This is a genomic window from Alcanivorax sp. HI0044, from assembly GCF_001634945.1.
This window is the reverse complement of the sequence record NZ_LWEZ01000958.1, coordinates 1-557: the sequence shown is the minus strand read 5'-3', so window position 1 is coordinate 557 and position 557 is coordinate 1. Positions and strand designations below refer to the sequence as shown.

At 54.2% G+C, this 557-nt stretch carries 1 pseudogene; it reads left to right on the top strand.

Annotated elements, in window-relative coordinates:
* Positions 1 to 557 (top strand): annotated as a pseudogene (locus tag A3730_RS31580) (hypothetical protein); the annotation flags it as partial.

Here is a 557-nt window from a genome sequence, read left to right as displayed (position 1 = left end):
CCGGCGCCTTCCTGATCTACGACCTGGAAAACATCACCCGCTACGGTGATACCTCGGTAATGATCAACAACGTGGCTCGCAACAACAACACCTACAACTTTGCCCACAGCGGCCTGGTATCGGTAGTACCCCGCGGCACCGGTTTTATTACCCTCGGCTACGACAACATCGAAGTGCTCAACAACACCTTTGAAGATCACAGCACCGCGGCCGTTATCTACGCCAGCTATGAACTGATTGATGGCAAAAACAATACCGCCGATAAAAAACTCGACCCTTATACCGAAGGGCTGCACATCCACAATAACGTCATGAAAAATTCCGGTTATGACCTGCCACCACCGGACCTGGAAAAACTGGCAAACGGCGAAGTAGAAAGCGTGCTACCCACCCTGATCGGGCTGAAAAACCTGCCCACCCTCAACGACCCGACTCAACTGCTGGGCAGCCTGACAAACATACTCAATCTGGGCAAAGGGGCACACATTGTCTGGGACGGCCTGCGCGATGATCTGGACGAAGACTGCCCCTACCCGGTGGACAGCAACGGCGATCCG